This window comes from Coleofasciculus sp. (genome assembly GCF_046565525.1).
Classification (GTDB): domain Bacteria; phylum Cyanobacteriota; class Cyanobacteriia; order Cyanobacteriales; family Coleofasciculaceae; genus Coleofasciculus.
The window spans coordinates 29,877-56,865 of record NZ_JBKHUP010000028.1 but is presented as its reverse complement, the minus strand read 5'-3'; the positions used below and the strand labels follow the sequence as shown (position 1 = coordinate 56,865).

Sequence of the window (26,989 nt, the reverse complement as noted above, 5' to 3'; positions counted from 1 at the left end):
TGCTTATTTGTGTAGTATAATGCTAAGGCTAGAATACTACTCGGTCAGCGTCTATTTTTTTCCCGGATCTGGGAAAAGGGCGGGTTTAGTCAAGTTATCAGTTGGTGTTAAAAGGTTATGGGTAAAGCCCGCCCCTACGCTTGAACAGAATTTGATATTACTTTCCCCGCTCTCCATTTTTGCTAAACCAGGTATCTTGCCATGCACTACCCACGCCTTGAATAACCCCCCGGAGAATTAAACCAATACCTCTTCCTAAGACTTGCGTCAAAACATAAACCACGCCTTTGCCAACCCAGCCAACTATACCCCGCAAACGCGGCGCGATCGCATCCCGCATTTCATAGGCGATGGTTACGGCTAATTGAGTACCCTGTAGCTCTTCTAACTCTTGACGCCGAGGGGAATAAATTGCCACTTTTTTTATCCCAATATCGCTCAAGACAAACAAATTGTAGCGACTCTCAAAAATAGATCGGGGTTCATCTACTAATTCGTCCCGTCGATATTTCCAGGATAAATTATTCCTAAATCTAGTAATTTCTCGTGAAGATATCAACCGTTTATCATAAAAGTTATGTTTAACTATTTCAACATCCGAAAATGAATTTAACAGCGGCTGAATTACACCATTAGCGACTTGAATAATCAGATTTTGTAATAACAGTTCTGCCCGCGCCATGGCTTCTGGTGTATGAGCCGGATAGGACACATTATCAATCATTAACGGGGATTCAAATAGCCGATTGGCTACTAACTCAATCACTAAAGGAATTTTATCCAAAATAGCCCTTTGCACAATATCCCGATTTTGCCGCAAAATATCAACCATTTCTATCATTTGATTGCCCACGGCTAAGGTCGAGTATTGACCAAAAAAGTCAGTTAAAGAAACATACCACAAATCATGCAACAAGCGCGATCGCTTCTGGATCAATTGCTCCCTAGTCACCTGGGAAAAGCGCAAGGCATCTAGTATCTCCTCAAACTTGTAAAGAACGGTACGAAGTAATTCCCGGCGTTTTTCTACTTGCAGAATATCAATTTCCAAGGGAGTGTTGGTCAAATTTGCCAAACTTGAATCCAGTTTGGTTAATGTCATCCCTTGGGGGGTTGAGGGTTGAAACTGCAATGCCTCAGAGGAGGTTTTGGATAAGGCACTTGTGGAGGATTGGCGCAGAGAATTTTGGGGGACAGGAGGACGAGGAGATGAAGAGGTTAAACGGGGTAAAGGTTCGGCATAATTATTATCAGATGGTACAATTGCGCCATCTGTGGGTAAAAGCTGATTGACGATCCACCGGGCTGTCAATAATTCTCGGCGGCGTCCCGTCCAAAATAACCAATCGAGGCGGGATAAATTACCCTGTTGGAGTTGCGCGGTTACCTGTCTTAAAGCCGCTTCAATTTGTTGTAATCCTGACTGGCGTAATTGGTTATGCCAACGTGGGGGAGGTAATGAATGGGTTGGGATGGGTAACATTTGCCAATAGGATTGACCCGCTTTAACTTGTCCTATGGCTTCTACAATTAAGGTGATGGCACATCCTTTAGCACAGTAGCCTTCTACTCCTAAGCCTTTGGCGGCGGCAAGCTGATTGGGTTCAGATGGGGCACTTAGCAGTAAGATGGGTAGGTCGGGATAATCGGTCTTGAGTTGCTGGCATAAGGATAGCCCGGTTAGGGGACTCCCCAGCGATCGCCCTAATGCCAAGTCTAAAATGATTAAATTAACTTGTTCTTGGGGTAGTAAGGTGGTTAAGCGTTCTAGTGCTGCCGTTTGTGTATCAACCTCAGCAACAACTTCTAAATCAGCAAAGGCTGCCAACGCAGTGACTAAACCTAATCGGAAAATTGGGTCATCGTCAATGAGTAGGATTTGAGTGGATTGATTTGTCATTTGTCATTGGTTAGGGAATTGGGATTTCCAAAAAGCGATCGCGGCTTGGGCTTGTTGGTAGAGCGCTCGTTCTGGGGGAATCTGGGCGGCGGTGGCGATGGCGGCGTCAAATCGTCCTTGGGCGGCTAGAGCGGCGGCGGCTTCGAGGATGGGACGATCTTGGGCGGTTTGGATTTGGGCAACCCATTGGGCGATCGCAGCTTGAGATTCAGCATACAGCATTCGACCCGGACGAATTTGATTGGCAGTGGAAATGGCGGCGATTAAATCCCGGCGTTGGGCGAAGGCGCGGGCTAAATCGAGGATGGGTTGATCTTCTAGGGTTTCGATTTGGCGATTCCATTTCGCGATCGCGCTTTGGGCTTCGATGCGTAAGGGTTGACCTAGCTCAATTTTACGGGCTTGGGCGACGGCGGCGTTTAACTGATCAATGGTGTTACCTGCTGCAAGTTGTTGGGCAATTCTGAGGGTATTACGATCATCGATTTGTTGAATCTGTTTGCGCCACTGGGCAATGTATGTCTGTGATCTGATGCGTTGGGGGCGATCGGGTGTAATTAGGGTAGCTTGTTCGATTGCCATCTGTAGCAGGGGGCGTTGCTCGAAACTGGCACTCATTTGGGCAAGGCGTAACTGGAGGCGATCTTGCAGCTGAGCCTCCCACTGAACCGCTTGGGCGGCGGCTGGCTTTTGCACCGGACTTTTGGCATCGAGTTGGCGAACAGCGGTTAAGGCATCAATGAAGGCGAGGATGGTGTTTTGTTGCACCAGTTTGCCCGCCCGCCCTAAGCGTAACCAATCTTGAGCCTCTTGATACAGAGAAGTATTAATCGGAATCCCTTGGGCAATATCAATAACCCCCTGATAATCCTGATTTTGGAAGCGAGCGGCAGCAATTTGGAGTAACGTGCGACTCCAATTCGACAGATCACTCTGAGCTTGAGCTTTAATATAGCTGTTAGGATCAACCTTTGCCGCCAACGCGATCGCAAGTTTAATCTGGCTCAGTTGATTCGATTTGGCTAAATCCCGTGCCTCTTGCAGTTGTGTCCAAGCCTCTTTTTCCGCCGCCAACTGTTTCATCAGGCTATCATAGCGGGATACACTCCAGTAGGGGTCATTCAGGCGTGACAGTTGAGTCATTAGCTGAGCCGCCTGCTGCCAGTTTTGAACTTTCAGGGCATCTTGAAACTGACTGACAATTGCCTGAGCCTGTATTCGTTCCTGTTTCCAGGTGGCGATTTGGGCTTGAGCTTCAGGATACAGGGGACTACTTACCGGAATTTCCATCGCCATGTTCAGGGCATCACCATAGTTTCCCTGATTCAGGGTGTCTCTGGCAAATTGCAGCACCATCTCGGACCATTCCCGCAGCAGTTCCTGCGCTTGGGGATAAAGAGAATGGTTTGGCGACCAATATTGGACGATCGCGATCGCCTCCAGGAGTTGCTCGAATTCCCCCGATTGGGCGGCAAGTTGAGCGCAGTATATTCGTTCGCTATCCGTGGATAAAGGAGAAATGCGCTGGCAATTGGCAGGGGGTGGCAGTTTAGTGAGTAATAGGATACCACCAATGACCATGCTTCCGATAACGGACACAATCATCAACCACAGCAAGGACCACTGCCAAAACTCACGTTGGCGGCGAACTCGGGCTGGGTTGGAGTGCCTGTCTGTGAAAACTTCGGCGTTTGATTGTCCCGTTTCTGCTAAACTCGATGCCTTAGAGCCTCTTGCTAGTCGGATGACTAACTTATGTCCCCGAGGTGGGCGAGCAGGTTGGGAAGTATGGAGATGAAATCGGGGCAAGTCTTGTTTGGACACAGATAGAAAACAATTGAGAATTCATTGTTCACCGTTTATTGTATTCCCGATTAACCACAAGGCAAGGGTGATTTGTACTTAGTCCAATAGAGTCCACAATAGGATGAGGAATCGTTTTGGAGTAGTTAGGGTGGCATGAGCCTGAGCATTCGCCATTGGCTAGCAGAACGCCACATTGAACTTGCCCAACTGGGACAGGATAACGCCCAGTTGGCGGGTATTGCGTTTCGTATTGCCCAAGACATGGAGGTCAAGAGTCTTAATCCCTTTGCGATTAGTGTCTTGACGGAAGTGTTGGAGTTACCGTTAACTGTCGCTTGGCAAGTGGCGCCGATTTTGTCTCAGTTAACGGTGGGCTTGCTGCGGATTTTGAGTCGCAGGAAGCCATTACGCCGGAGTGAAGGCACCTGGCTGAGTTTTCAGGTGGCTTATCTGAACGCCTTACAAGGAATTTTAGAGCAAGAAGCCCAACTGCGAAGACCTTGGGTAAATCGCGCCCAAGTCCCGGCGTCACCGAATACCGATGAACCCCTGGTTGAGCCCCAATTGATTGCCCTGCTCAAAACCTTGCGCCCCGGACGACTCAGTGATTCCCAAGCCGAACAAGCCTTATCCTCTGTGGCGAATTCGTTTCTGGTGCAGCAGATGAATAATTTAGCGATCGCGTGGTTTGTCGCGAATGGGGCGGAGGAAACGGAAGCTAAGTTATTAACCCAACGGTTGAGTAATGGACTTCCGGGTCATTTACTGCGGGTGATTGCCGAAAATGCACTGCCTTTGGCGCAACTGCAAAAGTTTGTCCGGTTGGGTCATTTAAGTAATACACTCAACACTCCCCCAGAAGACGAGGATGAGGAGCAAGAGTTCTCGACTCCCCAATTGATGCTGGATTTGGATCGGGAATATTATCGGGCAGAACTCTGTGTGTCCTTAAGTGAACCCTTATTCGCTGAACCGTTTTCTCTCAAGGAAATCTACGTTCCCCTGAAAGGGAGACGCCTCCCCGCCACGATTGGACAAGAAAACCGGGAACGGCGCCGCCAACAGGATCTAGATCATGCCTATCTGGCGGCGGTTTCCTCCCCACCGACTGATTTAATGGCATGGGTCATGGCTCAACTGAATGATAAGAATAGTATTGCCGTAATCGAAGCCGATGGCGGTTGTGGCAAGACCAGTTTCTGTCAGATGTTAGCCGCCCATGTGGCACAAGAGCTTTATCCGCAGTGGATGCCTGTAATTATTCGCCTGCGGGATGTTACCTTAGGTCAAACCTTGGAGCAAACCCTGGAGACGGCATTTCCGGTGGGACGGTTTACGGATACCGATGGTTGGTTTTCCCGCAGTTCTCCCCCTTGTTTGCTGATTTTAGATGGTTTGAATGAATTGCCTCGTTCTCCCCAGACTGAGCGTCACTTGTGGACGTTTATGGATCAGGTGATGCGATTCCATACCCAAATCAGTGGGTCGAGTTTGCCTCGTCACAAGATTATCCTGACGAGTCGTCCGATTACCTTAAATGGGGTGTTGGCTCGTAAATATCGCCATAGTAGTTTACCTCCCCTACAAAGCCGACTCCAGCGCATTGCCATTGAACCCATGGCGCAGGAGGAATTCCGCAAGTGGTTTCTCCAGTGGGCAAGACTGCAATCCAAGTCGATTGCCCAGTCGTATTTTAACTTCTTAAAACATGGCGGCGTGTTTCATCGGCAATCTCCGAATCCAGACTTGGTGGCGCTGCTGACTCGTCCCCTGATGCTGTATTTGGTGGGAATTTTAAATCGGGATGCCTTAATTGATGATCGCATCTTTAAAATGAGTCCGGCTGAGGTTAAGTTTGAAATCTATGACCGGATTTGTCGCTGGTTGCTGGGGGAACCGGCGAGTGGGAGTGGACCTTTATTAGAGTTAATTCGAGAAGGGTTTTCCCATGCGGGGCGTTCTCTAGAAGCGATCGCGAATCTCTTAGAAGGACGTTCCCCCCAAAAGTTACGCCGTCAAATGCAGGGGACAGCACTGACGATTTTGCAAACGGGTCAAAATCAAGTGACGCAAACGGTGATCCAGAATCGGTTCCAGCCTCAGGAAATGACGCCGGAGTCTTTTACCCAACCCTTACCCACATTCTTTTTCCGCACCCAACCCAGAGATCAAGCTGGGGAAGGGGTGAAGCCAGCAGTGCGTCAATCCGCTGCCTCCCAGAAAGCGGCATTAGCACCCCTGTCGATTGAGTTTTCTCATCCCAGTTTAGGAGACTACTTAGCCGCAGAAGAAATTGCCCTACAACTGAAGGTATTGGCGCAAAAGATGCCGAATCAGTATGGGGAAATCTCTTTTGTGATTGACTCGTCTATCCATGTGGCTGAGCATCTTTATCGGTTGTTGGGATATGGTTTATTGTCTCCTCAAATTGAGGAATTGGTGATAGAGAGACTGCGACGGGAGCAAAAGCGCAATGCGGATGCTTTTTCTTTCCCGGTACTATATCAACGGCTCTATCGCTTCTATCGCGCCTACTGTCGCGGACGTTGGTTTGATGAAGGGGTGGCTCACCAGGTTCACGAACAGTTGCGGGATCTCAAAAATCCCTTGAATACGTTACAAATTGATGCCACTGTGGGATTAAATGTGTTTTTAGTCCTCTGTTCGGCAGCCAGAGAAGCGAATCTTCCCTTCTGGCCCTGTGGCAATCCAGAGATTTCCCAGGATTTTGATGCCGATCAATTGTTAAGTTTTATTGGTCGCACTGTTGCCCTGTCTCCGACGACGTTTTGGCAACGGGCGAGACAAAGTTTGGCTCAGATTCATTTATCTCAAGCTTGTTTGCATCGGGTGATGCTGGCAGAGGCTAACCTTTGGCAGGCGGATTTGTCTACTGCTGATTTAAGTGGGATTAATTTATCGGCGGCTAATTTACAACAGGCAAATTTAGCCTGGGCAAGTTTAGTTGGGGCAAATTTAGCGGATGCGGATCTTAAGGGGGCGCAGTTAGAAGGGGCGAATTTGTTGGGGGCGGATCTGCGGGGCGCCCATTTGACTTCGGCGAATTTGACGAATGCTTGTTTAGTAGATGCCCAGTTAGATGAACCGAATAAACAGTTGGCGGTTAAAAGTGGGGCGTTCTTTTCTTGGGAGGAATTTCAGGTGTATTACCAATCGTTGGTTGTCTCTCCGTTTATGAAAACCATTGAAGAGGAGCATTTGTTTGAAGATGAACCGATGATTTTTATTGAGAGTGCTGAAGGGGAACCGATGTTACCGACGATTTACTCTCAAGGAAGCAATCGCTATGATGGGGAAACTGAAAAGTTTGACCGTGAGCAGTTCAGTGCCCAAGCTACGGTGTCGGATACACAGCAATATGCTGGGGAGACGGCGCAACTGAATGAATGGGATACCCACGCCCCAATATCGGATACACAGCAGTATAGTGGGGAGACGCAGCAAGTGGATGAGATGGCACAACCACCGTCTTTGTCAGATACACAGCAGTATGCTGGAGAGACGGAACAGATAGACGATTGGGAATTCTATGAGCCGGAAACTGAGGAGGAGCCGCTAGAGGCGGGCGCGAAGGAAGAGACAGAAGTGTCTCATGAACAGACGATTATGCTGGATGAGGAGGATGATTATTAGATTATTTTTGTCGATGTCGAATCTGTCGCAGAATTAAACCGATGGGAAGTGCGATCGCAACGGCAATGATAATATGAATCAAGACATTCAAACCATTGTAGGCGGTACATTTCACTACACCCGCACCCGGACATACAGGGGTTTGGGCGTTGGTTTGATTCTGGATAAAAGTTTGGATGGGTTGGGAATCGACTTGGGAGGATATCCCACTTACGGCTAATCCGGTACCGACGACGGCTATCCACAGTTCTAGGTTTCGCAGCTTCTCGTCTAAGGCGCGATCGCGGTTTGCCTGATCTAAGTCTACGATACCCCGCACGGTTTCTAGCATTTGTCCGAATAATTCTTGTCCGGGTGAGAGATAATTGATATCAGTTTGGATTTGCTGTTTATCGCGTTGGCTTTCCTTGAGGAAATCGTCCCAGAATTGGGGGATATCGCCAATTTGGGCAAGATTCCGTTGCTTGGTGTCAAAGTTGGTAATATTGGTTTCCATCGCCGTCTGGTGGGCGCGTAAGTCACGCAAGCATCGGGCGTAGTCGAGGGCGGTTTGGGGGATTTGGTTGAGGAGGTTTTTTAGGGTGTCGAGGCGGGTTTGGGGGTTGGTGGTGAGGTTGGGTAAGGTTTGGATTTGTTGTTCTAAGTCGCTATAGAGGTGTCGCGCTTGGGGGTAGCGTTGGCGGGATTGGTGATAGATGTAGCGGAGTTTGTGATAAGAACAAAGGAGTTGGAGGAGTTCATCGTAGGCTTTTCCCAAGAGTTCAACAGTGGGAGATTGGCTGGTGTTGAGAGAGATGAGGATATGACAGTGGCTGGTGAGGTTATCGGGTTGGCTAGTTTCCGTGGCGAGGTAGTCGAACAGAAGACTCCCGAAGAATGTGTCTTGATCCTGGAGGCTGGGGTTGAGGGGAGTGTTGGCGACGAGGGCGGTGGCGCATTGTTTAGCAAGGCTGGCGCAGTCGGTTTGGGCGTCTACTTCGGCGTATAACCACAGGGTTTGTCCGAGGGAGGCTTGGATGCGGTGGGGGAGGAGGGATTGGGGGCGGAAGTGTTGCAGTTGGGGGATGGTGATGTCGAGGTGGGGGGAGTCGGGGGTGAGGGTGAGATCAATGGCGTAGGTGTCATTGAGGCGAAAGGGTTGCAGATTGGCGGTGATTTTGAAGCCATCGGCGGTGGAGATAGCGCCTAAGTCGATATCTTGGGCGTGGGTAAGCCAGTGGGTTTGTTTTCCGGGTTCGTTTTGGGGCGTGTATTGGGTGTTGGTGTAGCAGATGAGGTGAGATTTCAGGGTATTCAGTCCAGGGAAATGTCCCAGATTAGTCAGATTATCCCATAACTTAGCCGCATCATCCGCCACGCGATCGGGGGCGTCGGTGAGGGTTTGACGCAGGTGGAAGGCGTAGAGGGTGAGGCTGAGGTTTTTCATTTATTGGTTATGGGTCTTATGTCCTTTGTTATTGGTCTTATGTTGATGGAAATTGCCGACATTTTCATGAGCCTATAATACAGAATATCTGTAGGGGTACGGCACTGCCGTACCCTGTTTAGCAGGTTTAATTGGAGATATCGCCCCTCACCGAAAGCCCTCACCCCCAGCCCCTCTCCATCCCCCCTAACCCCCCTTTGAAAGGGGGGAATTTGGGGAGAGGGGAGTAAGAGAAAAGCGGTATTTTAGAGGTGATTTTAGCTGCATCTTTACGTGATAAGCTGTTTGGTATTTAAACCGTAATGTCAATAATGGCGCAATCCTTGTAGTGCGAGCATCTTGCTCGCTACTAATACCCAATTTAAATGCATGACAGCTTAGTTCCCCTTCTCCTATGCAACAAAAGCGAAGCATCCTCTGTCATCCCCCCTCTTGTAGGGGGGAACGAGGGGGGTTGGGAGAAGGGGTTAGGGGATGAGGGGGAAAAATGGCTTGTAGGTTCAATTTTAGCCAACTAAAATAATCATTTCATCTGCTGTATTTGTGTGGATAGTCGCTTAAGTTGAACCTTGATTATTAGGTGGGTTTGTCTGTGGGGTGGATGGGGGTAAATGTCTAATAATACTATTAATAATCATATCCTTCGCCGCTGGGCTGGGTTGATTCGCTGGCGTGGGAGATTTGCTGTTACCGACGCCAATGATTCCTCGCCAATTGATTACCTCAGCATCCGTTACGGCTTCTCGCTGTTCCTCGTATCTCTGAAATAGTTCCTGGCGGGATGCGGATGCTTTTAACCAGTCTTCCAGTTGATTCGAGATATCCTCAATATCATCATTAGGAAGTTGATTGCTGAGTTGATTTAAGTTCTCCCAGTCTGGCGGGGTGAGTAAGTTGGCGTTAGTTTCGATAACTTGAATAAAGCTAATAACACTATTTTCGTACACAGACATGATATTAAACTCCTTTGCCAATCAGACAAAATGCAGCCCAATAATAGGGATTGTTAAAGGGTTGGGCTGTTTCCCCTTGTTCGGTTTCCAGATACTGGAAATACTTTTTTAATTCTATCTGCCAGGTGGTACTGAAGGGGGAATTGGGAAGCCAGTCTTGAAAACCTTTGACAGTGGTGTCTCGTAACCAACATTGGGCGGTATTCAGGGCGAGGGCGAGGTTCTCTTGATGCTGGAGTTCTTGGTAGAATTTGACGATGAGGAGGGCGGTGGCAAAGGCGCTGACTTCCCACAGGCTGCTGACAACATTGGTACTACCCGCTAACAGGAAACCGTAGGGGAGGCTGATATATTCATCGCTGATATTGTTGATGTCGGTTAACCCAGTTTCGCAGGCGGAAAGGGTAACGAGGCGACAATGACTCAGGCGGAAATGGGCGATGATGTCTTCTAGGGTGAGGTTATCATCGGCTAACTCTAAGCCGGAATCGAGGGGAGAATCGAGATTAAAATAGCCGTGACAGAAGAATAGCAGACAGTTGGCGGCGTCGAGGGTTTCCCTAGAGGAGAGGAGGGCGGATTTGCTGGCTTTGTCTCTTTTGAGGCTATCAATCTGGGGAAATTGGGTTTTGATGGCAGATACTGCGCCAATGTCTTTTTCATATAAGTCTGATGTGGGGGTTTGAATGGCAAATAGGCGCTGGAAGTCGGGGCGTTGTTGTTGCTGGAGTTGGTGCAGGAGTTGGCAACTGGGGAGATAACGGATACCGTCAGGGAAACGGGGGAATAGGTTTAAGGCGTGGAGAGGGAATAGGTGGAGATAGCGATGGGGAATCAGGATTAATTGGGTGCAGGTTTCGGGAATGTGGGTGAGGATATCGTTAATATGGAGTATTTCGGCTAGCTGGTTGAGGCGTGAGGGGAGTGAGGTTTGCCAGTCTTGTTGGAGTTGTTCTGTTTCCCTGTCGGTTTCGGCTAGTCTGGGGGCGTAGTAGGCATCAAGATAGTCATCAGCCCAGGTTTCGAGGTTGGTTAAGTCTTCAGGGGTGGATGTCCAAATGGAGGGGAAACCTCTCTCCAAACCTCTCTCCTGCGAGGAGAGAGGCTTTGAATTCTGATTATCATTCCCTAAATTCTCGTTATTTTCTAAATTCTCGTTATTCCCTAAATTCTCCCCCTTCCCTTGCAGGGAAGGGGGCTGGGGGGTTAGGTCATTAATAATCACCGCACGGAAGCAATCATCGAAAATATACCATTCAATAATTGCCGTATTTTTATCAATCAGTGGGGAGAGTTGGTCAAACTTGAGGGGTTTATAGGGATAAAGTTCGTTGTAACGCTGGCGCAGTTGGTTAATATGGCTGTAGTCTATCTCTTCTACAGTTATCGATTTTGCTGATAACTTTTGTTCCCCAGCCGCCTGTAACTGATTTAACCGTCGCTGTTCAATGAGAATCTCTTGCTGTAGCTGTTGCAATTGGCTTTTGATCTGGGTGGGAATTTCGCCATCGGGGTAAAGGCTGCGGCTGGTGAGGTTGTCAATCAGGTTACGGGTTTTGCTGCGTTCGATGTATTCCCAGGCTTGGGTATTGTCTGCTAATTCTAGACAGACTTCGATCATATTGAGATAGAGCTTATTCCATTCTTCCGCTAATTTCTGTTTATCGGCATCATTAGCCGTACCTAAACTAATCTCTACTCTCTGGAATTCAACGGTATCAATCCCTGCGGCAAAGGCATGATAGGCGTTGTCCAATTGTTGGGCGTCTCGGTAGGCAAGTCCTAGGTTAAATTGGGTTGTAGCATGGTTTTGGGGAAAAGCCTCACGGGTGTAGACTTGAAGGGCGGCTTGATAGGATGCGATCGCACTTTCGATATTCTCTGCCCTTTCTCCCCTGATTCTGTTACGGTAGGCAGCACCCAGATTATTTTGCGTACCTGCCCAATCGCTAGGAAAGACGTCACGGGTGTAGACTTCCAGGGCGGCTTGATAGGATGCGATCGCACTTTCTATATTCTCTGCCCTTTCTCCCCGGATTCTCTCAGAGTAGGCAGCACCCAGATTATTTTGCGTGGTTGCCCATTGGCTAGGAAAGGCGTCACGGGTTCTGACTTGAAGGGCGGCTTGATAAGATGCGATCGCACATTCGATATTCTCTGCCCTCTCTCCCCGGATTCTGTCACTGTAGGCAATCCCCAGATTATTTTGCGTGGTTGCCCATTGGCTAGGAAAAGCGTCACGGGTGTAGACTTCCAGGGCGGCTTGATAGGATGCGATCGCATCTTCGATATTCTCTGCCCTTTCTCCCCGGATTCTGTCAGAGTAGGCAATCCCCAGATTATTTTGCGTCATTGCCCAGTCGCTAGGAAAGGCGTCACGGGTGTAGACTTCCAGGGCGGCTTGATAGGATGCGATCGCATTTTCGATATTCTCTGCCCTTTCTCCCCTGATTCTGTTACGGTAGGCAGCACCCAGATTATTTTGCGTCATTGCCCAGTCGCTAGGAAAGGCGTCACGGGTTCTGACTTGCAGGGCGGCTTGATAGGATGCGATCGCACTTTCGATATTCTCTGCCCTTTCTCCCCTGATTCTGTCACCGTAGGCATTACCCAGATTATTTTGCGTGGTTGCCCATTGGCTAGGAAAGGCGTCACGGGTTCTGACTTGAAGGGCGGCTTGATAGGATGCGATCGCACTTTCGATATTCTCAGCCCTCTCTCCCCGGATTCTGTCAGAGTAGGCAATCCCCAGATTATTTTGCGTCATTGCCCAATCGCTAGGAAAGGCGTCACGGGTTCTGACTTGAAGGGCGGCTTGATAAGATGCGATCGCTAATTCTATATTCTCTGCCTTTTCTCCCCTGATTCTGTTAGAGTAGGCAGCACCCAGATTATTTTGAATTGATGCCCAGGTTTCTGAGTGATTCTCGCGGGTAAAGAGAGTTAGCATCACTTCATAACCCGTAATCGCGATTTCCAGGTTAGTTGCTTGACTTCCTAGAGGGAAATCTTCGATCAGATTACTAAAATTACCAATATCTGCGGCAATAGCTTGGGCTTGTTCGGCTTCCACCTCTGCCAGTTTTGTTCCCAAGTCGCGCAATATCCGGGCAAAGTTATCATCCAATAGATGCAGGTTTTCCTGGAGGAGGGGATAGACAACTTGCGGCTCAACATCACTATCTGACGTTGCTTGTAATACTTGCATCAGGAAACGCAGTTGGGCTTCAGGAGTAGCCGTTGAGTCAGATAATCCCAAGAATTCCCCTAACTGATTCGCCATTCCGATTAAAAACTGCGCCGCATTTTCATCGCCCCTCTCTGCGAACGCTTCCGCCACCTGTGCCATGGTTGCCACTAACCCGGCATCAACGAACTCGGCGTTATCCTGTAATGTCTGCCCTTCCTCACCATTGGGACAGGTTAATAGGGTATTAATCAGGGTTAGATAGGCTTGTTGGCGTTGTTCATCCATGGGGCAATTGAGGCAGGAGATGCTAACTATGGTATAGCAAAAGACAGAGGGAGTGATGGGGTTAACAGCAACCGCCTTGGGTTTAAACCCAAGGAACCTAAAGCTCAAGTCAGAAGAGAGCTGACTGGATATAGCAGTCGCCAGGGTAATTAGGGCATCAACTAAACTCCGTTAATTGTTTCAATGCAGACAGACGTGTCTAACTTTTGGGGTTGTTTCTATAAGAATTTGAGTCGTCTTTAGACGACTTGCGCTTTTAGCCAAGAACTTGATTTCTTGGCGGGGGAATGGTTAGATTGCTCTGTTGAGCCTCGACTAAGGACGCTTTGAGCCTCGACTAGGAACACTCTGAGCCTCGCCCATGACGCTTTAAGCCTCGACTAGGGACGCTCTGAGCCTCGCTCATGACGCTTTAAGCCTCGACTGGGGACACTCTGAGCCTCGACTAAGGACGCTCTGAGCCTCGCCCATGACGCTTTGAGCCTTGACTGGGGACACTCTGAGCCTCGACTAAGGACGCTTTGAGCCTCGACTAAGGACGCTTTAAGCCTCGACTAAGGACGCTCTGAGCCTCGCTGACGACGCTTTGAGACTCAACCCCGACTCAGAACGACAGACATAGACTCAATCAAGCTATACATGGTGCGTTACATTTCATTAACGCACCCGACAAAATCTGCGATCGCACTAGGGTATAGCAAAAGCGTTTCGATGTAGACAGACGTGTCTAACTGTTGGGGTTGTTTCTATAATAATTTGAGTCGTCTTTAGACGACTTGCGCTTTGAGCCAAGAACTTGAGTTATTGGCGGGGGAATGGTTAGGGTTTGGATATTTCCTGTTTGAATCAGTTTAACCTGATCGGCGGTGGTCATGGTAATTCTCCTCATAAAACCTTAGTCGGGGCGGGTTTATTTACATCTGGATGCCACCCAAAAGATAGTAGTAAAACCCGCCCCTACACAATTTTTCCATCTCCCAATCAAAACTTACATCCATGAGCGTTTAACCCCAGGGTAATTAGGACATCAACTAAACACCGTTGATTGTTTCAATGCAGACAGGCGTGTCTAACTTTTGAGGTTGTTTCTATAAGAATTTGAGTCGTCTAAAGACGACTTGCGCTTTTAGCCAAGAACTTGAGTTCTTGGCGGGGGAATGGTTAGGGTTTGGGTAGTTCCTGTTTGAATCAGTTTAACCTGATCGGCGGTGGTCATGGTAATTCTCCTCATAAAACCTGAGTCGGGGCGGGTTTATTTACATCTGGATGCAACCCAAAAGATAGTAGTAAAACCCGCCCCTACACAATTTTCCCATCTCCCACTCAAAACTTACATCCATGAGCGTTTAACCCCAGGGTAATTAGGACATCAACTAAACGCCGTTAATTGTTTCAATGCAGACAGACGTGTCTAACTTTTGGGGTTGTTTCTATAATAATTTGAGTCGTCTAAAGACGACTTGTGCTTTTAGCCAAGAACTTGAGTTCTTGGCGGGGGAATGAACCTTAGTAGGGGCGGGTTTATTTACATCTGGATGCAACCCAAAAGATAGTAGTAAAACCCGCCCCTACACAATTTTTCCATCTCCCACTCAAAACTTACATCCATGAGTGTTTGCAGATTAAGACTTCTGAGCACAGAGTACACCAAACCGAATCAAACCACGCCGATACCCCCGACTCATTAACCCCAATGATAGCGCCGCTTGCACTGTACCCCAACCACTTCTGAGTAAACCCATTAACGCTTGGGGTTCAAACGCTGAATCAATGACAATATCCCAAAACGGTTCTACTGCATCTGACCAATCATCCGTGCGAATATTAGAAAAGGATAACTCACGGGCAATTGCTTTGTACTCTGGCAACGAAATCACGTAAGGTAAACAGTAAACCTGGTAAATTTGCTCTAAATGCTCCTTTTCATTTGCCGTCAATTCTCCCGTGGCTGGCGTAATTGGACGATGACACCACGTCGCCATCAGAAATGTTCCGCCCGGTTTCAGGACACGGTAACATTCTGCCAGAAACCTCTGCTTATCAGGTATATGTTCCCCACTTTCTAAGGACCAGATTAAATCAAAACAGTTATCCGCAAAGGGCATATCCAAGGCGTCAGCTACCTGAAATTCCACCTCAGCCTCCAACCCCGCTTCTTTTGCCCGTTCTGTTGCTCTCGCCGCTTGTACCGGACTCAGGGTAATCCCTTGTACTTTAGCACCGAACCGTTGGGCTAAGTCTAGAGAACTCCCGCCAATCCCACACCCCACATCCAAGATTTTCTCCAGATGCTGTACTTCACCCCAACTCAGCAGTTCCTCAATTAAATCAATTTGCGCCTGACGCCGACCTTTTTTCTCGCGACCCATCGGACCATAATAACCATGGTGCATGTGTTCGCCCCAAACCTGTTCCCACAGTCCAGATGAGGCGTCGTAAAACTGCTGAATTTGACGCTGAAGTGTTGAACTCATTACTTGTCCTTTGTCTTATGTCTTAATGTCTTATGTCTTATGTTTTTACCCTTTTAGATTTTACAGTGGTTTGCAACTCAATGAACTGATTTCTTCATCAAATCCGATGCGAAAATCCATAAAAATGTGATAAAAGATTTTAAAGACTCTATCCAATTGACCCAGGGCGGGTTTTGTCAAACAGTGACAGGTAACAAGCCTGTTTAAATGCGTCAACCCGGCTCTACACTATAATTTGTCACGTCTCATGACTATTCCGCGCACGATTTGCCTCGGATTCCTAACCATGATTACCATAGGCACGTTTCTGTTAATCTTACCCATTTCTACCCAGGATGGAACCTGGACTGATCTGATTACCGCCTTATTTACCGCCACCTCGGCTGTCTGTGTCACAGGTTTAGCCGTAGTCGATACCGGCAGTTATTTTTCTGGCGTCGGTCAGGTTTTTGTCCTCGCCCTATTCCAGCTTGGGGGGTTAGGGTATATGACAATCACGACGTTTATGTTACTCTTGGTGCGTCGGCGGTTTAATTTGCGCCATAAAATAGCGATTCAACAAGCCCTTGACCTTCCAGGTTTAGAAAATAGTACGTTTGTTATTCGCTCAATTATTGCCACAGCCTTGCTTTTTGAATTAACCGGATTTTTCCTGTTGTTACTCGTATTTGTTCCAGAACATGGCTGGAATCAAGGATTGTGGCTTGCCCTTTTTCACAGTATTAGCGCCTGGAATAATGCCGGGTTTAGTTTGTTTGCGGATAGTTTAATGGGCTATCAGTCATCTATTTTGTTAATTGGGATTATTTCGGGACTGATTATCTTAGGTGGAATTGGTCAACCGGTCATTTTTGAACTGTATCTCTGGTTACGCGATCGCGTCATGAATAAGCATGAAAAACTTACCTTCTCTCTGAATTTAAAAGTGGCAACCAGTACCACACTATTCCTGTTAATCCTAGGCACAATCGCCTTTTTCTTTGTGGAGGCAAATAATCCGGAAACCCTAGAAGAATTGAGTCTACAGAATCAAGTGTTAAACGCTTGGTTTCAATCAGTCACCACGAGAACCGCAGGATTTAACGCCATTGATCTGGGTAAAATGACAGCAGCTGGTTTATTTATGACAATTGCCTTCATGTTTATCGGTGCAAGTCCAGGAGGAACCGGGGGCGGTATCAAAACCACGACGTTTCGGGTGTTGGTCAGTTGTACCAAAGCCATGTTACAGGGCAAAGAGGAAGTCTATCTTTACGAACGTCAGGTGCCCCTGAACCTGATTTTAAAAGCCATGGCGGTTCTAGTCGGTTCCGTCGGGACTGTAATTCTAGCGACTATTTTAATCGCGATCGCAGATCCCCAGGTTGAGTTTATCCAACTCCTATTTGAAGTGGTGTCTGCCTTTGCGACAGTGGGGCTATCCACGGGAATCACCGCCAGTCTCTCGGCTTGGGGAAAACTGATTTTAGTGGGAACGATGTTTATCGGGCGGGTGGGGATTTTGGTCTTTATGGGTACCCTGTTGGGAGATCCGCGTCCTAGCCACATCCGTTATCCGGAGGAAAATCTACTGGTCGGATAATGCTAATCTCACCGAGGTCGAGTTATCATCAGTTAGGCTTGATTGAAGAAAGGACAACCGTGTGAGTTGGACATCTGTAGGGTTCTTGCGGAACCTGCGCCGCGAAAATAAACAATTTGCCGTCATTGGTTTAGGGCGGTTTGGGCGGGGAGTTTGTTCCTCCCTGCACCAACTGGGATATGAAGTTCTGGGAACGGACATTGACGAAAAACTCGTCAGTCAAGTCTTGACTGACCAAATCGCCGCCCACGCGGTTCTACTCGACTCCACCGATCCTAAAGCCTTAAGAGAGGCGGGAATTTTTGAGTTTGATACGGTGATTATTGCCATTGGCAACTATTTACAGGAAAGTATTATTACCACGCTCAATATCAAGGAAGCAGGAGTTCCTTATGTAGTGGCTAAAGCTTCCTCGGAAGTTCATGGTAAACTCTTAGAGCGTGTTGGCGCAGATCGAGTTGTCTATCCGGAATACGAAGCCGGTTGTGCCTTGGCGCGATCGCTGACTCAGCCGTCTATTTTAGATCGCTTTGAGCTAGACCCGCATCACAGTATTGTGGAGATATCAGTTCCCGAAGAGTTTCATGGCAAAACCGTGATGGAACTGCAACTGCGGAATCGCTATGGCTTAAACTTATTGGCGGTTGGTCAAGATGAGCAGTTTGAGATTAATCCCGCCCCCACAACTCGCCTGTTTAAGGGGTTTGCGATGGTGGTGATTGGCTCAAATCGAGATATTGAGCGTTTGCCTATTTAAAGGGAACAGTTAACAGTTAACAGTTAACAGTTAACAGTTAACTGTTAACAGGGAACAGGGAAAAGGTAATGTAGGAACTCTTTTGACTACTATCCTTTCTTCTCTCACCTAGATGTGACTCGCGCCCGCCCTGATTCCCCTATCTTTCATCATTAATAATTCATAAAACTTGAATTTCATCCAATTGCGCGATCGCAACATCTGCATCCTGGAAATGAACTGATGTTCCCCAGCTAATTCCAATACAACCCGCCGCACCCGCACGACTTGCCATCACCATGTCTCCTGCTGAATCTCCCACCATCAGCGTTGCACTCGCACAAACGCCCAAACCTTCGCAGGCTTGCAGAAATAGCGCCGGATCAGGTTTACTCAATTCTGTATCAACGCCTTGTTGCAATTGAATATAAGGCTCTAACTGGTGACGTTTCACAAAGGCTTGCACCCCTGCAGTCGAAGCCGCCGACAGAATTCCCAATTTTAAACCCGCTTCAGACAGGGATTTGAGGACATCTAAACTTCCTGCAAATAACGGTGAAGTGCCGGCTGCATCCTTGAGATATCGCTCCGCTTCCGCAAAGGCATGATGGGCAATCTCCAGAGATTCTAACCAACCACGCCCCGTTTCGGCAATATAAGCCGCTGCGGCAATTTCACTTTCCCGACGGCTACCCACCGCCATTAATCCCGTCGGATCAAGGGTATCATCCTGAATCCCAAACGCCATCAGCAAGGGTTCGCCAGTACCGGGGATTTGAGCATCAATCAAGCGCGATCGCTTATATGCCAATTCTCGCAAAAAGACTTGTGAGTCTTCTAACGTCCCATCTTTATCGAAAATGATCGCTTCTATATTCGGGAATGTCACCTCCCGACAGCGAATGGTTACCAAGGGTTACACTCCTAGAACACGGCACATCAGCTATTAGAGATCATCTTCCCATGTTGCTGATAATTCGTACAGGAGGGGGCGGAGGTGTAGGGGGAGCAGGGGAAGCAGAGGGAGCAGGGGGAGCAGGGGGAGCAGGGGGAGCAGAGGGAGCAGGGGGAGCAGGGGGAGCAGGGGGAGCAGAGGGAGCAGAGGGAGCAGAGGGAGCAGAGGGAGCTGGGGAGAGGAAGAGATTTCCTAATCAACGAATGACGAATGACGAATGACGAATAGGGTTAAACTGGGAAAACTGGCAGCAACTATACTCTGCTGGCAAACGTTCTCCTACTCAGACGAAACCCCTCTGTTCACGAAGCGCGATCCACTATGGCTACATTCTTATTGGAAGTCGGTACAGAAGAATTACCCGCAAATTTCGTAGAGAGTGCGATTAAACAATGGCAGTCGCGCCTGTCAAAAAGTCTTGACGAACAACTGCTGACTCCTGAAGCCATCCAGGTGTACGGTACACCCCGTCGTCTAGCCGTACTGATTCAAGGATTACCAAGCCAACAACCCAACCGCGAAGAGGAAGTCAAAGGTCCACCTGTCAAAGCCGCATTTAAAGACGGGAAACCAACTAAAGCCGCCGAAGGGTTTGCTCGTAAGCAGGAAGTTACCCTTGATGATCTAGAAATCCGAGAGACGGATAAAGGGGAATTTGTCTTTGTTGTCAAGAAAATAATTGGTCGTTCGGCGATTGAGATTCTCAGCGACGTGATCCCCCAATGGATTTTTAGCTTAGAAGGGAAGCGGTTTATGTGCTGGGGGGATGGAGACTTGAAGTTTTCTCGCCCGATTCGCTGGTTGGTGGCGCTGTTGGATGATACGGTGTTGCCGATTGAATTAGTGAATGGTTCAGAAAGGATTAAGAGCGATCGCACATCCCGTGGACACCGTATTTTACACCCCAAATCGGTCACAATTTCCCACGCTGAGGACTATGTGAAATCCCTAGAATCAGCCTTTGTGATTGTAGAACGCGATCGGCGTAAGCATATCATCCAAGAACAAGTTCAGGCGGCGGCGCAAAAACTTAAGGGTCATACCATACTGTATGAGGCATTATGGGATGAAGTCACCGACTTAGTAGAGTATCCCACCGCCATAGTGGGTCAATTTGATCCAGAATACTTAATCCTACCGCCAGAGGTGGTAAAAACGGTAATGGTAACCCATCAGCGCTACTTCCCGGTGTTCAAGGATGAAACAGCGACAGAATTACTCCCCTATTTTATTACCCTTTCAAATGGTGATCCGGCAAAATCAGATATGATCGCTGCCGGAAATGAACGAGTGATTCGCGCCCGTTTAGCGGATGGAGAGTATTTCTATAAAACTGACTTAGCCTCACCCCTAGAGAGTTATTTACCCAAGTTAGAAACCGTAACCTTTCAAGATGAATTAGGCTCTATGCGTCAGAAAGTAGGGCGCATCGAAAAAATAGCGTCACGGATTGCTGAGCAATTGGCGGTGTCACAGACACAATGGGATGATATTATTCGGGCATCTGCGCTTTCTAAAGCCGATCTCGTCACCCAAATGGTCTATGAGTTTCCTGAATTACAGGGCGTAATGGGACAAAAGTATGCTCTAGCCAGTGGTGAATCAGATGCCGTAGCGACGGCGATGTTTGAACATTATTTACCCAGAGGTGCTGGGGACAAGTTACCAGAAACGTTGACAGGTCAAGTGGTAGGATTGGCTGATCGCTTGGATACATTGGTGAGTATCTTTGGATTAGGCATGATTCCCACAGGTTCCTCTGACCCCTTTGCCTTGCGTCGTGCAGCGAATGCGGTGGTTAATATTACCTGGGATGGTAATTTAGCGATTAATTTAGATCAGCTATTGCAGGATATCTCTGCCGATTTTGTCGCCGCCTATCCAGGAAAATCATCACCAGTTGAAGCCTTACAAGAGTTTTTCCGACAACGTATCCGCACCTTGCTGCAAGAAGAACAGACGATTGATTATGACTTGGTGAATGCAGTTTTAGGTGAGAATGATCGCGACTATACACAACGGGCATTAAAAGACTTGTTAGATGTTCGCTCTCGCGCCTTGTTCCTGCAAGGAATTCGGAATAACGGCAAGCTGGATGAAATCTACGAAACGGTGAACCGTTCGGCGCGGTTATCGATGCAAGGAGACTTAGATTTTCAACAGTTAGATCCCAACGCTGTTGTACGTCCTGATCTGTTCCAAAAATCGAGTGAACCTGCTTTTTATGATGCTTTAGTTGAGTTAGTTCCCCGTACCCAAGCTGCACAACAAGAGCGCAATTACCAACAAATTGTTGATGCATTAGCAGATGTTACGCCAATTATAAGTACATTCTTTGATGATAAGGAAGCCGGAGTAATGGTGATGGACGACAATCCAGAGATTCGGCGTAATCGGCTGAATCTATTGGGGTTACTGCGAAACCACGCCCGGGTACTGGCAGATTTTGGCGCGATCGTCAAGAGTTAAATAGTAGGCAGGGTTTAGCAAATAATTGAACCCAATGCTTAAGTGGAAATCAACCCAACTATATGAAGTTTTGTAAATATTCCTCAAACCCTGACATAAGACCCATGACGATAAGAGCCGCTAACTTTAATTTTTCTCACCTACTCAGTATCACAATTCCTTATCCCGCTCTTGTTGTCTCCGGCGAATATGGTCATTTAACTCCTCCATAGCTTTCATGTTCCGCCCTTTTTCCTCAATATCTCTATTGGAAATCCCCAATTTTTTTTCAATCCACTGTTGAACCTCTTGGGTTGATAACGTATAAGTTCCCAAAAGACTCGCCTTTCTTTTGTGCTGTAATCGCCTTTCCTTCTTATTCATACCTCCATCCTCCCACTATAAGTTTACAAAGATGGATGCACCCAACTATAGAGGTGACGCATTGGAAAATTAAGCCTATAGTAATCATCCCAAATGTTAGACCCAAATGCTTCACCCTATCGGTTGAGAAGGCAGAAGATGAAAGGCTGTAGGGCAGAGGTTCCACTCTCCAAGGAGATTCTGACCCCTCCCCAAATCCGCTTTTGTAACCCCCCCCTTGGGTACTTTTGCTTTCTAGCCCTTCTGCCTTCTGCCTTTCTTTGGTTAAAAAATTCAGGCAACGGTTAAATTAACTTGGACGGTGATATCATCATAATCGAGATCACCGCCACCAAACACATCCTCAAAGCCAAACTTGTTCTCACCGAGTAGACGGACGTGGTCTTTCCCATCAGGATTAGCGCCTAAATAGGCAAAGTAGGCAGTGGGATCGGCATAACCAAGGCGCTGATTTGTCGGATTTGTTGCCAACCATTCTTCTGTTGTGCCATTAGCGATAATGTAAGGCGCTAAAATAGTTCCTGCTTCTAGCTCGACTTGGAGACTTCCTGTATTTCGGTTCATGTCGCCAACAACTTGTTGGGCTAAAGCCGCTTCAGCATAACCTGCCTCATCAGGGCTAATCAGTTGACCCGTTACCGTATCTTGAACATCTCCTTGTTCATTTTCAACGACGTAAAACCCGACGGAATTGTTAAAGCCAGCATTATTCTCAATATTGAAAAAATGGGCTGATACTGGACGGTTTTGATCTTGCAAGTCGATGAGTTCGGGTTCCCCGTCAGTGATTAGGATGGGGTCATTTTTGGCAGGTGTAGTATCCTGATTATTGCCATCAAAACTCAATGGTTCGTCTACCTCAGTCGTTTGATCAGCAACCGCTGCGACTAAGTGGAGTTCATTATTGCTCAAACTATTGCCGCCTGCTGTCGGCGCCAGTGTAGCACCCCCTGTCACCTCTGGATTGCCCGGTATCGGGGCGGTTTGTACAGCACCCCCATTATCGATGAAGTCTCCTAATTGAGGGTCAAGCAGCTTGGCTTTAGCTGTTATTTTCGTATCGTTAGGATTGGGATACTCTGACTGAAAATTACTGCCCTGATTTTTGAAGACTTGGGTTGTGTGGTGGTTAATATTCCAACTATTGCCACCATTGTAGGCAACATTATCAGCAAACAGAGTATTTTTTAGTGTGGTATTGTTTCCACCGTTGGCAAATCCTCCGCCCATAAACCCAGCATAATTATCAGCAACAGTAGTATTGCTGATTTTCCGGGTATTGGATTCACTCGGTAGCGCTAGGGCACCGCCTATCCCACCTTTCCCATCTGCCGATTCGGCTCGGTTGCCATAAAATAGGCTGTTGTCGATCGTGACGGGTGCATTTTCGCCGACCCATGCTCCCCCACCTTGCTGGAAGGCTCGATTGTAGGCAAATGTGGTATCCTGGATGATTAACTCACCCTTGCCATGGCGAAGTCCACCGCCAAGGGAATTTCCCTTGGCATCTGCAATCACCTGATTATTGATGACTGTACTATCCTTCAGGATTACTTTGTCACCATCATAAACATAGAGAAATAGCGCTCCGCCTTGTCCTGTACCTTGATTACCATCAAACCGACTGTTACTGATCTCTATCGTGCCTTTTGTGCTACTATTAGAGGTTGCTGATGCTCCATCGGTTAAAATCGCTCCCCCGGCATCTGTTGAGGTGTTTTTGGTAAACGTGGAATTTTCTACAGTCAAGCCACCCAATAAAGTATTAATTGCGCCGCCGTGAGAGCCTTTGTTCTTGGTAAATTCGCTATCCTGAACAATCGTAGAGCTTTCACTTTTAACCGCGATCGCACCACCACCACGTCCGTCGGTGCCCGATGCGCTATTGTTCTCAAATATACTGTTGATCACGGTGTTCGTGCTGCGCCAACCAGCAAAGATGGCACCACCACCTCCACCGTTAGCATGATTGTTCTTAAATTTGATACCCTCTACCTCTAGCGTGGTGAAACCATGAGTCCAAATTCCTGCCCCGGAAGCGTTTTCGCCTGTTCCCGTCGTTTTGCCATTGGCAATGGTTAGATTCTTTATCGTAACATCTATAGGTTCCCAACTTGGATCACCTTGGAGGAAAAAAACGCGGGATTTGTTATTCCCACTGATGGTTAAACCTGATGCCTTAGACCCATCAATAGTTAGGTCTTTATCAATTTCGAGTTGACCACTGGTCAGCTTAATGGTCTTATTTTTCAGACGAGAGGCGAATTTAATTGTATCTCCTGACTGGGCTTGCGCGATCGCATCTCTTAAGGAACCTTGTCCTTTGTCTTTCTGGTTTTGAACCGTGAATACTTGTGACATTGTTTGCTCTCCAATACTATTTGACTAAAGTGCTAATTTGGAGCATATTATTCTTTGGCGAAATGGTTGGCAATTCCCCCTTATTTAGTCATCGTTGAATTTGCTGTATTTTTTCTGACAGCATGGCTTCAACTTAACATCGTGCTGTCTCTTTGAATAGATTTTTATCACGATGTTCTCTACTTTGTACCATTAATAGAGCCTTACTAGCAAGTTAGGTAACCAAATTAATAATACTTAATATTCGTTTTTATTTTGTTTAATTGATGAAACAATACTATTTATTTTTGTTTTTTTAGAATACAAGAATTAATTTTATCAGACTTATAAAACTGAAGTATTTTCTCTAAAAAAATAGATGTAAATAGTAAAATAAGTTCCCTAAAAAAATAAAATAATTGTTTCCAGGGAACCTAATTCAATTTATTTCGCGGCTAAATACAACCTTTACAAGTCGTCCAGTTCCAAAAGCCCTCGTAGTTGTTGCTGGAATAATTGCTGTTGTAGCGATGTAAACTACAACCCGGACATGGCAAGAAAGTCACAGAAATAGGTCATGATAACTAGTAGTTCCCGATTTAGGAGTGCGGATGTCTCTTTCAATCTCGCACTTCAGGCAGAATCCCACAGCTATCTTCTGGTAGAATTATTAGTGCCTGGACTGTAGAGACGTTGCAGGCAACGTTTCTACATGGTAATTAGAATTAAACGAACGAACCATCATCAGGTTATGCCCAACGCTCACGTCATTGGTCTGGGACGCTCCGGAATGGCAGCCGCACGACTCCTGAAACAGGAAGGGTGGACGGTAACAGTCAGTGATAGCAAAACCTCTGAATCTTTGCAACAGCAACAACAAGCGCTGACGGGTCAGGGAATTACGGTTAAACTGGGTTATTCCCTCACCCTTGGCGATGGGGATTTACCTGAACTGATTGTGGTGAGTCCTGGTGTTCCTTGGGATATCCCGGTTTTAATTGAAGCTAGGAATCGCGGGATTGATACTATTGGCGAGATGGAACTGGCGTGGCGTTATCTCAAGTCCTCTCCTTGGGTTGGTATCACAGGGACGAATGGTAAAACTACGACAACGGCGCTGATTGCGGCTATTTTTCAAGCGGCTGGTTTCCATGCACCCGCCTGCGGTAATATCGGCTATGCGGCTTGTGAACTGGCTCTGACGCAGTCCTTAGAGACGCGCCATGGCGCGTCTCTACATGAGAAACTACCCCAATCTCCAATTGATTGGGTTATTGCAGAAATTAGTAGTTATCAAATTGAGTCGTCACGGGATTTAGCACCAACGATTGGGGTGTGGACAACCTTTACGCCGGATCACTTGAACCGCCACAAGACGCTGGAAAATTACTACACTATCAAAGCTGAGTTACTGTCGCGATCGCACGATCAAGTCTTTAATGGTGATGACCCGTATTTGCGTCAGTTGGGCACAACCCATTGGTCAAACGCTTACTGGACGAGTGTCAGGGGACGTGACGCGACGCCTCGTCCCTGGGTGTATATTGAGAATGGTTGGGTGATGGTAGAGTCTGAACCGATTGTCCCCGTGGATTCCTTGCGGATGGTGGGGAATCACAATCAGCAGAATTTACTCATGGCAGTTGCCGTAGCGCGGTTAGCTGGGATTGAGAAACAGGCAATTGTTGAGGCAATTACGAATTTTCCTGGTGTTCCTCACCGCTTAGAACATATTATCACCTGGCAGGGTATCGACTTTATTAATGATAGTAAAGCCACGAACTATGATGCGGCGCAAGTGGGATTAGCGGCGGTTGATAGTCCCGCTATTTTAATTGCTGGGGGTGAAGCCAAAGCGGGTGATGATACTCAATGGTTGAACACCATCCACTCTAAAGCGGCGGCTGTTTTACTGATTGGGGAGGCGGCGCCTGCGTTTGCCCAACGCTTACAGGAATTGGGGTATTATCGTTATGAAATTGTGGAAACTATGGCACGAGCTGTTCCTAGAGCAGCGGAATTAGCACAAGAGGATAATGCGCCTGTGGTTTTACTTTCACCGGCTTGTGCTAGCTTTGACCAATATCAAAGTTTTGAACATCGGGGGGATGATTTCCGTCAGCAGTGTTGGCAAAATTTTAGTCCTTAGTCAAGATGGATGTCAACTTTGTCGTGGCGCGGCACAGCTAAAATGGTGGAATAGGTTGGGTTCGTAGTAGGGGATGCGAGCCCCTGATTTGATAGGTGTCTTTTGGGTAATGCTATAGCAGGACAAACACACTAGATTAGGACAAGGCAATGCCGTGCCCCTACCCCATCAATTATCCCTGATGTAGGGGCACGATACTATCGTGCCCTATTATCTTAACTAATTAATTGGGATTGAAATTCCATTTCGGGAAAGATGCGATCGCACGTTTTGCCAGGGTGATTGAAATTGTTGCAACACAGATGCAGTATTCAAGCCGACATGATATTATGTGCTAATCGGTTGAGGCGTTCCGAATAACTTTTCATCACATTGAGAGCAAAAATTGGTGTTTCCTGAACCGCAAACAGAAATCGCTGCTGATCGAGAAATGCTAGGGTGCAATCTGTTTTCGCGATCGCGCTATAGTTTCTGTCACCTACTCCAATCAATGTTCCGGTACCAAACACCTCACCCTTACCAATGGTTTCTACAATATTACCATTGATCGAGATATTCACTTCTCCTTCCAGGATGCCATACATGTAGTTCGCTGGATCACCTTCTTTGAAAATAACCTGATCGGCAGAAAATGTCTTAGGATCAGACTGTTTTTGTAAGATGCTGACTGTGTTTGCGGGTTCTACCATGTTCTGTCATTTGTCATT

General features: G+C 47.4%; 17 protein-coding genes. 6 read left to right on the top strand and 11 right to left on the bottom strand.

The features are described from left to right. Window positions 1-157 precede the first annotated feature (157 nt). The gene (locus ACLGGO_RS12415) at window positions 158-1,900 is read right to left on the bottom strand and encodes a DUF3685 domain-containing protein (protein ID WP_446419550.1); all 1,743 of its coding nucleotides are present in this window, start codon (window positions 1,898-1,900) and stop codon (window positions 158-160) included. Between the two features lie 3 nt (window positions 1,901-1,903). After that, a complete protein-coding gene (locus tag ACLGGO_RS12410; RefSeq protein WP_446419549.1) occupies window positions 1,904-3,724 on the bottom strand; it encodes a hypothetical protein in 1,821 nt (606 codons plus the stop codon). A gap of 135 nt (window positions 3,725-3,859) precedes the next feature. Between ACLGGO_RS12410 and ACLGGO_RS12405 the strand changes: the two genes are divergently transcribed. Then, complete coding sequence (locus ACLGGO_RS12405; RefSeq protein ID WP_446419548.1) at window positions 3,860-7,360, top strand: NACHT domain-containing protein; 3,501 nt, start codon at window positions 3,860-3,862, stop codon at window positions 7,358-7,360. A 1-nt stretch (window position 7,361) separates the two neighbouring features. Here the strand turns inward: ACLGGO_RS12405 and ACLGGO_RS12400 are convergent, their stop codons facing one another. From ACLGGO_RS12400 to ACLGGO_RS12380, 5 genes are all read right to left on the bottom strand, one after another. Further along, a complete protein-coding gene (locus tag ACLGGO_RS12400) occupies window positions 7,362-8,786 on the bottom strand; it encodes a hypothetical protein (RefSeq protein WP_446419547.1) in 1,425 nt (474 codons plus the stop codon). A gap of 557 nt (window positions 8,787-9,343) precedes the next feature. Next, window positions 9,344-9,739, bottom strand: coding sequence for a hypothetical protein (locus ACLGGO_RS12395; protein ID WP_446419546.1), 396 nt, complete (start codon window positions 9,737-9,739; stop codon window positions 9,344-9,346). 4 nt (window positions 9,740-9,743) lie between these two features. Beyond that, the gene (locus ACLGGO_RS12390; protein WP_446419545.1) at window positions 9,744-13,214 is read right to left on the bottom strand and encodes a CHAT domain-containing protein; all 3,471 of its coding nucleotides are present in this window, start codon (window positions 13,212-13,214) and stop codon (window positions 9,744-9,746) included. 727 nt (window positions 13,215-13,941) lie between these two features. After that, entirely contained in the window at window positions 13,942-14,088 is a 147-nt protein-coding gene (locus ACLGGO_RS12385; RefSeq protein ID WP_446419544.1) for a hypothetical protein, read from the bottom strand. A gap of 748 nt (window positions 14,089-14,836) precedes the next feature. Further along, on the bottom strand, window positions 14,837-15,688 hold the full coding sequence (locus ACLGGO_RS12380) for a methyltransferase domain-containing protein (RefSeq protein ID WP_446419543.1): 852 nt from the start codon (window positions 15,686-15,688) through the stop codon (window positions 14,837-14,839). A gap of 247 nt (window positions 15,689-15,935) precedes the next feature. Between ACLGGO_RS12380 and ACLGGO_RS12375 the strand changes: the two genes are divergently transcribed. Both ACLGGO_RS12375 and ACLGGO_RS12370 read left to right on the top strand, forming a co-directional pair. Then, window positions 15,936-17,270, top strand: a complete 1,335-nt coding sequence (locus ACLGGO_RS12375) for a TrkH family potassium uptake protein (RefSeq protein WP_446334548.1) — start codon at window positions 15,936-15,938, stop codon at window positions 17,268-17,270. A 61-nt stretch (window positions 17,271-17,331) separates the two neighbouring features. Then, a complete protein-coding gene (locus tag ACLGGO_RS12370) occupies window positions 17,332-18,027 on the top strand; it encodes a potassium channel family protein (RefSeq protein WP_446334549.1) in 696 nt (231 codons plus the stop codon). Window positions 18,028-18,187: 160 nt separating this feature from the next. On the opposite strand, the gene ACLGGO_RS12365 is transcribed toward ACLGGO_RS12370, so the two are convergent. Beyond that, on the bottom strand, window positions 18,188-18,919 hold the full coding sequence (locus ACLGGO_RS12365; protein ID WP_446334550.1) for an HAD family hydrolase: 732 nt from the start codon (window positions 18,917-18,919) through the stop codon (window positions 18,188-18,190). Window positions 18,920-18,969: 50 nt separating this feature from the next. Between ACLGGO_RS12365 and ACLGGO_RS12360 the strand changes: the two genes are divergently transcribed. Continuing rightward, window positions 18,970-19,182, top strand: coding sequence for a hypothetical protein (locus ACLGGO_RS12360; RefSeq protein ID WP_446419542.1), 213 nt, complete (start codon window positions 18,970-18,972; stop codon window positions 19,180-19,182). 100 nt (window positions 19,183-19,282) lie between these two features. Then, window positions 19,283-21,430 carry a glycine--tRNA ligase subunit beta gene (gene glyS / locus ACLGGO_RS12355; protein WP_446419541.1) on the top strand — a complete coding sequence of 716 codons (2,148 nt, stop codon included), beginning with the start codon at window positions 19,283-19,285 and terminating at the stop codon, window positions 21,428-21,430. A gap of 150 nt (window positions 21,431-21,580) precedes the next feature. On the opposite strand, the gene ACLGGO_RS12350 is transcribed toward glyS, so the two are convergent. Further along, window positions 21,581-21,793: a hypothetical protein gene (locus ACLGGO_RS12350; protein WP_446419540.1), complete on the bottom strand. Its 213-nt coding sequence runs from the start codon at window positions 21,791-21,793 to the stop codon at window positions 21,581-21,583. Window positions 21,794-22,066: 273 nt separating this feature from the next. Then, on the bottom strand, window positions 22,067-24,154 hold the full coding sequence (locus tag ACLGGO_RS12345) for a DUF4114 domain-containing protein (protein WP_446419539.1): 2,088 nt from the start codon (window positions 24,152-24,154) through the stop codon (window positions 22,067-22,069). A 730-nt stretch (window positions 24,155-24,884) separates the two neighbouring features. On the opposite strand from ACLGGO_RS12345, the gene murD reads away from it, so the two are divergent. Continuing rightward, complete coding sequence (gene murD / locus ACLGGO_RS12340) at window positions 24,885-26,282, top strand: UDP-N-acetylmuramoyl-L-alanine--D-glutamate ligase (RefSeq protein ID WP_446419538.1); 1,398 nt, start codon at window positions 24,885-24,887, stop codon at window positions 26,280-26,282. A 311-nt stretch (window positions 26,283-26,593) separates the two neighbouring features. Here the strand turns inward: murD and ACLGGO_RS12335 are convergent, their stop codons facing one another. Continuing rightward, window positions 26,594-26,971, bottom strand: a complete 378-nt coding sequence (locus ACLGGO_RS12335; RefSeq protein ID WP_446336622.1) for a Crp/Fnr family transcriptional regulator — start codon at window positions 26,969-26,971, stop codon at window positions 26,594-26,596. Window positions 26,972-26,989 lie beyond the last annotated feature (18 nt).

Coding starts and splice junctions, on each gene's coding strand:
- ACLGGO_RS12415 (WP_446419550.1), bottom strand. CDS start 1,900: ATGACAAATCAATCCACTCAAATCCTACTCATTGACGATGACCCAATT.
- ACLGGO_RS12405 (WP_446419548.1), top strand. CDS start 3,860: ATGAGCCTGAGCATTCGCCATTGGCTAGCAGAACGCCACATTGAACTT.
- ACLGGO_RS12400 (WP_446419547.1), bottom strand. CDS start 8,786: ATGAAAAACCTCAGCCTCACCCTCTACGCCTTCCACCTGCGTCAAACC.
- ACLGGO_RS12395 (WP_446419546.1), bottom strand. CDS start 9,739: ATGTCTGTGTACGAAAATAGTGTTATTAGCTTTATTCAAGTTATCGAA.
- ACLGGO_RS12390 (WP_446419545.1), bottom strand. CDS start 13,214: ATGGATGAACAACGCCAACAAGCCTATCTAACCCTGATTAATACCCTA.
- ACLGGO_RS12385 (WP_446419544.1), bottom strand. CDS start 14,088: ATGACCACCGCCGATCAGGTTAAACTGATTCAAACAGGAAATATCCAA.
- ACLGGO_RS12380 (WP_446419543.1), bottom strand. CDS start 15,688: ATGAGTTCAACACTTCAGCGTCAAATTCAGCAGTTTTACGACGCCTCA.
- ACLGGO_RS12375 (WP_446334548.1), top strand. CDS start 15,936: ATGACTATTCCGCGCACGATTTGCCTCGGATTCCTAACCATGATTACC.
- ACLGGO_RS12360 (WP_446419542.1), top strand. CDS start 18,970: ATGTTGCTGATAATTCGTACAGGAGGGGGCGGAGGTGTAGGGGGAGCA.
- glyS (WP_446419541.1), top strand. CDS start 19,283: ATGGCTACATTCTTATTGGAAGTCGGTACAGAAGAATTACCCGCAAAT.
- ACLGGO_RS12350 (WP_446419540.1), bottom strand. CDS start 21,793: ATGAATAAGAAGGAAAGGCGATTACAGCACAAAAGAAAGGCGAGTCTT.
- ACLGGO_RS12345 (WP_446419539.1), bottom strand. CDS start 24,154: ATGTCACAAGTATTCACGGTTCAAAACCAGAAAGACAAAGGACAAGGT.
- murD (WP_446419538.1), top strand. CDS start 24,885: ATGCCCAACGCTCACGTCATTGGTCTGGGACGCTCCGGAATGGCAGCC.
- ACLGGO_RS12335 (WP_446336622.1), bottom strand. CDS start 26,971: ATGGTAGAACCCGCAAACACAGTCAGCATCTTACAAAAACAGTCTGAT.